Raw genomic sequence first — 4,727 nt, forward strand, 5'->3', positions numbered from 1 at the left:
TGTTGGTGAGCTTGGCGCGCGGGTGCGGCGCGATGACGATCGAATTGCGCCCTTTGACCGCGTTGATCGCCTTGATCACCGGGGTCGCCTCGGGATTGGTCGAGGGCGAAAGCGCGCCGATCACGCCGACCGGCTTGGCCAGCACGACGATCTCGCGCTCCGGATATTCGGCGATCACGCCCACCGATTTGTCATCGATGATGTCCATGAGCGCGGCGCGGGTCTTGCGGAAGATCTTGAGATATTTGCCCTCGTAATTGCCGAGCTGGGTCTCGTCGATTGTGAGCTGGGCGATCTCCTCGGCGACGCCGGGCTTCGCGACCGACCAGACCATGGCGCGGATCAGGGCATCGACCTGGTCCTGCGTATAATGCTCGATCCGCGCCTGCGCGGCGCGCGAGCGCGCGACCAGGGCGGCGATCTCGGCGGCGGCCTCGGCCGCCTCGTCGCTGGCGAAAATCCGTTCTTCCTTGCCCATTCCAACTCCGATCCGCCGCCGCTCGGGGCGGCTCCCAATATGTAGGTAGCCCCTAGCCAAGCCGCCAGCCAAATGCCAGTGGACGGCCATGAAACTGGGTAGCTTGAAGGGCGGCCGCGACGGGCGGCTGGTGGTGGTGAGCCACGATCTCGCCTGGTGCGCCGACGCGCGGCATATCGCGCCGACCTTGCAGGCGGCGCTGGACGATTGGGAGCGCATCGCGCCGCAGTTGGAGCTGTTGGCGCAGGACTTGGCGCATGGCGTGATTCCCAAGGAGCGCTTCCACGCGCGCGAGGCGGACGCGCCGCTGCCGCGCGCTTATCAATGGGCGGACGGCTCGGCCTATGTGAACCATGTCGAGCTGGTCCGGAAGGCGCGCGGGGCGGAGATGCCCGAGAGCTTCTGGACCGACCCGCTCATGTATCAGGGCGCGTCGGACGAGATGCTCGCCCCCCGCGATCCGATCCCGCTCGCCGACGAGGCCTGGGGCTGCGATCTCGAGGCCGAGATCGTGGTCGTGACCGACGACGTGCCGCGCGGCGTCAGCCGCGAGGCGGCGCTGGGGCACATCAAATTGGTCGGGCTGGTCAACGACGTCAGCTTGCGCAACCTCATCCCGGCCGAGCTCGGCAAGGGCTTCGGCTTCGTCCAGTCCAAGCCCGCGAGCGCGCTCTCGCCGGTGCTGGTCACGCCCGAAGAGCTGGGCGACGCCTGGCGCGACGGCAAATTGCACGGCGAACTCAAGGTGGATTTGAACGGCCGGCCCTTCGGCCGGGCCGACGCGGGCGTCGACATGACCTTCGATTTCGGCACGCTCGTCGCCCACCTCGCCAAGACGCGAAATCTGGGCGCGGGCACGATCGTCGGCTCCGGCACGGTCTCGAACAAGGATGCGGACGGCGGCCCGGGCAAGCCCGTGGACCGCGGCGGCAAGGGCTATTCCTGTCTCGCCGAGGTCCGCACCGTCGAAACCATCCTCGACGGCACGCCCGCCACGCCCTTCCTCAAGGCCGGCGACACGGTCCGCATCTGGATGGAGGACGAGCACGGCCATTCCATCTTCGGCGCGATCGAGCAGGCGGTGACGACTCAGTAGAGCAGGAGCGGGCGACGCGCTTCGTGCCAAGCCTGCTCATCGGGCGCTGTGAGCGCGTCGAGATCGCTGGGCGCCGCTGCCACATCATCGACCCATTGCCTCAAACCCGGGCCGCCGTTGATGACGTCGATGGCGAGCTTGTCGAATACGTATTCATAGGCGAAATCGCGCCAGAGATCGTAGTCGGGCGCGAGGCGGCGGATCGCCTTGAAGGCGAGGGCCTGGAGGCGCCAGGGCTTGAAGGCGTGGTGGTCGTAGAACGGCCCCTCGGCGTGGATATGTACGCCGCGGCAGAGCTTCCCGACATGCTTGTGGAAGGTCGGCTCGAAGCTGATGTCGCGCAGCGCGCAGCCTTCGAGCCAGTGGGGCGCCAGCCTGCGCATCTCGGCGATGAGCGCGCGGCCGTCGAGGCCGGGCGCGCCGAACAGCTCGAGCGGGCGGGTGGTGCCGCGGCCTTCGGACAGGGTCGTGCCTTCGAGCATCACCGTGCCGGCATAAGCGCGGGCCATGTTGAGATTCGGGGCGTTGGGGCTGGGGTTGATCCAGACCCGCTCCGTCGGCCAGCCGTAGCCGGGGCCGGCCTCGGGATCGTAGCCCTCCATCTCGATCACCCGGTAGTCGAGGTCGAGCTTGAAATGCTCGACGAACCAGCGGCCAAGCTCGCCCAGCGTGAGGCCGTGGCGCATCGGGATCGGGCCGGCGCCGACGAAGCTCTCCCAGCCCGGCAGGAGCGTCATCCCCTCGACGGGGCGGCCGGCGGGATTGGGTCGATCAAGCACCCAGACCGACTTGCCGGCTCCCGCCGCGGCCTCGAGCACGTAGAGCAAAGTGGTGATGAAGGTGTAGATGCGGCAGCCGAGGTCCTGGAGATCGACGAGCAGCACGTCGAACGTGTGCAGCGACTGGCCGGTGGGGCGGCGGACCTCGCCGTAGAGGCTGAACACCGGGACGCCGTGGACCGGATCGTCATAATCCGGCGATTCCATCATATTGTCCTGCTTGTCGCCGCGAAGCCCGTGCTGCGGGCCGAAGGCGGCACTGATCTTCACCCCCGCCGCGACCAGCGCGTCGAGCGAGTGGGTGAGGTCCGCGGTGACCGAGGCGGGATGGGCGAGCAGGGCGACGCGCTTGCCTTCGAGCGGTTTCCGCAGCTCGGGCTCGGAGAGCAGGCGATCGATGCCGAATTTCATGCCGGCTTCGCTGCCGCCAACGCCGCCGCAAAGCAATGGGCGTGATGGAAATCGGGCTTTCCGGGCCGGTGGGCGAGCGCCCAGAGCGATTGGCGGCCGCTTTCCTCCTCGATCACGGCGGAAAGGCCGAGCCGCCAGGGGAGATCGGCGAGCAGACCGAGCGCGACGGAGAGATCGACCGAAGCTGAGAGACGGTAGCTGTCGGCGGATTGCGACACCTCGATCGCGGGCGCCGGCACATCGTCGGCCACCGCCATGTCCATTCGATAGTCGGTGAAGCGATAGGCGGCCCAGGCGCGGGACGGGGCGACGTTGAGCTCGAAATAGCCGGCATCGCCGCCTGGGCGGACGAAGGCCTCGAAGCAGGAGTGGCGCCAGAGCTCGTCGGCGCGGACGAGCGGGCCGGGCGGGGGGAGGCGGAGGGCGGCGATGTCGCCGGTCACGGAGAAGGCGAGGTCGAGCCGGCCCGGCGCGCGGTGCAGCGCCTCGGCCTCGACCGCGATGTCGGGGCCGGCCGTATCGGGATGGGGAATGAGGGTCAGGCGCATCGCGCGCAGCCTAGCCAATGCCCGCGAGGGTTGCGACTCGCGAGCGTGGAGCGCACAGAGGCGCGCATGAAAAAGCTGCTCCTCGCCCTCGCCGCCGCCATCGTCATCATTCCCTCGGCCAGCGCCCAGCGCTCGCGCAGCCCAGCGCCGCCGCCGTCGCTGCGCGCACTCGCCGACGAGGTCTCGCAGGAGCGGCTGCGCGCGACGGTCGAACGTCTGGTCGGCTTCGGGACCCGGCACACACTCTCGGCGCGCGATCATCCAACGCGGGGGATCGGCGCGGCGTTGCGCTGGACCGAGGACGAGTTCCAGCGCTTCAGCCGCGCCTGCGGCGGCTGCCTCCAGGTGGTCCGCACCGGCGACACGGTGACCCGTCCGCCGCGCATCCCGAACCCGACCCTGATCGAGAATGTCGTCGCGATCCAGCGCGGCACCGAGCGCCCCAACCAGGTCGTGATCATCACCGGCCATATCGACAGCCGCGTTTCCGATCCGCTCAATTTCACCGACGACGCGCCCGGCGCGAACGACGACGGCTCGGGCACCGCCGCGGTGATCGAGGCGGCGCGGGTGCTCTCGCGCCACCGCTTCCCCGCGACGATCGTCTATGCCGCGCTCTCGGGCGAGGAGCAGGGGCTGCACGGCGGCCGCATCCTCGCCGACTATGCCCGCGCGCAGGGCTGGGAGGTGATCGCCAACCTCAACAACGACATCGTCGGCAACAGCTGCGGCTCGGACGGCGTGTGCGACGACGCCAACGTCCGGGTCTTTTCCGAAGGGCTGCGCTGGCAGGGCGGCGATGCGCTCAGGGGCCAAGTGCGCAGCCAGGGCGGCGAGAACGATTCGCCCTCGCGCAACCTCTCGCGCTTCCTCGCCACGCTGGCGGGCGAGCTCAGCCTCGGCCTCGAGGTCCGCCAGATCTGGCGCAACGACCGCTTCGGCCGCGGCGGCGACCACACCGAGTTTTTGAACGCCGGCTTCCCCGCGGTCCGCATGTCGGTCGCGGTCGAGAATTACAACTGGCAGCACCAGGATCTGAGGACCGAGGGCGGCGTCGAATATGGCGACACAGCCGAGCGCATGGACTTCCCCTATCTGCGCCGGGTGACGGCGCTGAACGTCGCGGCACTCGCGGCGCTGGCGCGGGCGCCGCCGCCGCCTGCCCCAAGGGTTGAGGGCGCGGTTTCTACCGATACGGCTTTAAATTGGGGCGGCGTCCCTGGGGCGGACTACTATGTGGTGCGTTGGAGACGCACGAACGCTTCCGACTGGCAACACAGCCTTCGCACCCGATCTTGTGTAGGAATTGATACGCCCCCAGACCAGCGCGCACGAGTGCCCGAGAGAATATGCGCTTCGAGACTTCCCCACATCCGCGTCGACGACTGGGTGTTTGGCGTCTCCTCGGTCGCGGC

At 68.8% G+C, this 4,727-nt stretch carries 4 protein-coding genes and 1 pseudogene; 2 read left to right on the top strand and 3 right to left on the bottom strand.

The window, feature by feature from the left end; genetic code table 11:
- A pseudogene (locus tag ACT4N8_RS15950) lies at positions 1-478 on the bottom strand (hypothetical protein); the annotation flags it as partial.
- A gap of 88 nt (positions 479-566) precedes the next feature.
- Between ACT4N8_RS15950 and ACT4N8_RS15955 the strand changes: the two are divergent.
- Entirely contained in the window at positions 567-1,574 is a 1,008-nt protein-coding gene (locus ACT4N8_RS15955; protein WP_444859097.1) for a fumarylacetoacetate hydrolase family protein, read from the top strand.
- Here ACT4N8_RS15955 and ACT4N8_RS15960 read toward each other — a convergent pair.
- Together ACT4N8_RS15960 and ACT4N8_RS15965 are read right to left on the bottom strand one after the other, a co-directional pair.
- Entirely contained in the window at positions 1,568-2,764 is a 1,197-nt protein-coding gene (locus ACT4N8_RS15960) for an exo-beta-N-acetylmuramidase NamZ family protein (RefSeq protein ID WP_444859098.1), read from the bottom strand. The genes ACT4N8_RS15955 and ACT4N8_RS15960 overlap by 7 nt on opposite strands.
- Positions 2,761-3,312: a DOMON-like domain-containing protein gene (locus tag ACT4N8_RS15965; protein WP_444859099.1), complete on the bottom strand. Its 552-nt coding sequence runs from the start codon at positions 3,310-3,312 to the stop codon at positions 2,761-2,763. Before ACT4N8_RS15965 ends, ACT4N8_RS15960 begins: the two co-directional genes overlap by 4 nt.
- A gap of 66 nt (positions 3,313-3,378) precedes the next feature.
- On the opposite strand from ACT4N8_RS15965, the gene ACT4N8_RS15970 reads away from it, so the two are divergent.
- Positions 3,379-4,727 (top strand): M28 family peptidase (locus tag ACT4N8_RS15970; RefSeq protein ID WP_444859100.1); only part of this gene is annotated, 1,349 nt, incomplete at its 3' end.

Source organism: Sphingosinicella sp., assembly GCF_052387495.1.
Lineage (GTDB): Bacteria > Pseudomonadota > Alphaproteobacteria > Sphingomonadales > Sphingomonadaceae > Allosphingosinicella.

Coding starts and splice junctions, on each gene's coding strand:
- ACT4N8_RS15965 (WP_444859099.1), bottom strand. CDS start 3,312: ATGCGCCTGACCCTCATTCCCCATCCCGATACGGCCGGCCCCGACATC.
- ACT4N8_RS15955 (WP_444859097.1), top strand. CDS start 567: ATGAAACTGGGTAGCTTGAAGGGCGGCCGCGACGGGCGGCTGGTGGTG.
- ACT4N8_RS15960 (WP_444859098.1), bottom strand. CDS start 2,764: ATGAAATTCGGCATCGATCGCCTGCTCTCCGAGCCCGAGCTGCGGAAA.